This window comes from Kitasatospora sp. NPDC093558, assembly GCF_040683475.1.
GTDB lineage: Bacteria > Actinomycetota > Actinomycetes > Streptomycetales > Streptomycetaceae > Kitasatospora.
In genome coordinates this window covers 1-1560 of the sequence record NZ_JBFBDY010001100.1, presented here as the reverse complement: position 1 = coordinate 1560, position 1560 = coordinate 1, and the positions used below count along the sequence as shown (strand labels likewise).

Below are 1560 nucleotides of genomic sequence, written 5' to 3'. Positions count from 1 at the left end.
CGCCGCGATCGGCTTCGCCGCCGCCGTGGCCGCCTCCGCACGCGAACGCTCCCGCGACTCCGCCCTGCTGCTCGCCCTCGGCACCCCGCGCAAGCACGTTACGCGCACCGCCGCCGCCGAACAGACCCTCCTGGTCGCCCTCGGCAGCGCCGTCGGACTCGGCCTCGGCACCCTGCTCGTCCACCTGATCGTGCCGCTGGTGGTGCTCACCCCCGCCGCCCGCCGCCCGATGCCCGAGGCGGTGATCGAGCTGCCGGCCGGCCAGGCCCTCCTGCTCGCCGCCGCCATCGCCCTCGTGCCGCTGCTGTCGGCCTTCCTCACCGGACGCCGCCGTCGAGACGTGGCCGCCCGGCTGCGCCACGTGGAGGAATCGTGACCACCCAGGCCGACGCCACCGCGACCCCTCCCCACGCCGAGCGGCGACCCGCGCCCTGGGTACGGACCCGGCTGCGCTCGGCGCCGCTGGCCACGCTGCTCATGGCGGCGCTCGCCTTCGTCACCGTCCTGCTGGCGGCGGCCTTCCCACGGGCCGTCGACCGCGGCGCGGACGGCGCCCTGCGTCAGTTCCTGCACGACCGCGGCACGTCGGACACCAGGCTCCAGGCCACCTCCGTCCTGCTGCCGGACGACACCGCCGCCGGCCTCGACCCCGTGCTGCGCCGGCTGGCCGACCGGATCGGGCGCGACGTGCCGCTCGCGCCCTCCGGGCCGGTCTACGGCACGACCGTCCGCGGACGCGAGATGAAGAACCCGGGCCTGACCCACCTCACGGAGGCCAATCCCACGCTCGACCTGATGTACCTGCACGGCATCGCCGACCACGCGACCCTCACCGACGGCGTCTGGCCCGGGCGCGCCACCCCCGGCCAGCCGCTGCCGATCGCGATCAGCAAGGCGGGCGCCGACACCATCGGGATCAAGCTCGGCGACGTCCTCGACAACGGCACGGAGTTCGCCGGGCCGGTCCGGAGCAAGGTCGTCGGCCTCTACCGCGCCAACGACGCCGACGACCCCTACTGGGACGACCTGGACTGCCTGACCCGCGCCTGCGCGCCCACCGGCGCCTGGACGACCGGGGGCGTCGTCGACGGGTCCGACCTCGGCGCCCTCCTCGCGTGGGGCAGCAACCGCAAGGAGGCCCACCACTTCTGGCGGCTGCCCGTCGACACCGGCGTCCTGCGCGCCGACCGGCTCGGCGAACTGCGCACCGCCGTCAGCGGCTACATCACCGGACACGGCGCCACCGAACTCGCGTCCGAGACCGGCCGCCTCGACCTGCGCGTCAACTCCTCCCTGGCCGACGTCCTCGACCGCGCCACCGCCCGGTACGAGGCCGCGGCGCCGATCTCCGCGATCGGCCCGGTCGGCGTGGCCGGCGTCGCCACCGTGGTGCTCTGCCTGGCCGCCGCCCTCGTCACCGAACGGCGCACCGCCGAACTGCGCCTGCTCCAGGCCCGCGGCGGCTCCCGCGGCGGCGTGCTGCTGCGCCTGCTCGGCGAGGGCGCGGTGACCGTCCTGCCCGCCGCCGTGCTCGCCACCACGCTCGCGCTGGTGCTGCTG

The 1560-nt window shown here is 76.3% G+C and carries 2 protein-coding genes; both read left to right on the top strand.

Annotated elements, in window-relative coordinates; translation table 11 throughout:
• Positions 1–376: ABC transporter permease (locus AB0O00_RS38850; RefSeq protein ID WP_363659390.1), on the top strand; the 376-nt coding region annotated here is incomplete at its 5' end.
• Positions 373–1560 (top strand): hypothetical protein (locus tag AB0O00_RS38845; protein ID WP_363659389.1); only part of this gene is annotated, 1188 nt, incomplete at its 3' end. The genes AB0O00_RS38850 and AB0O00_RS38845, both read left to right, overlap by 4 nt.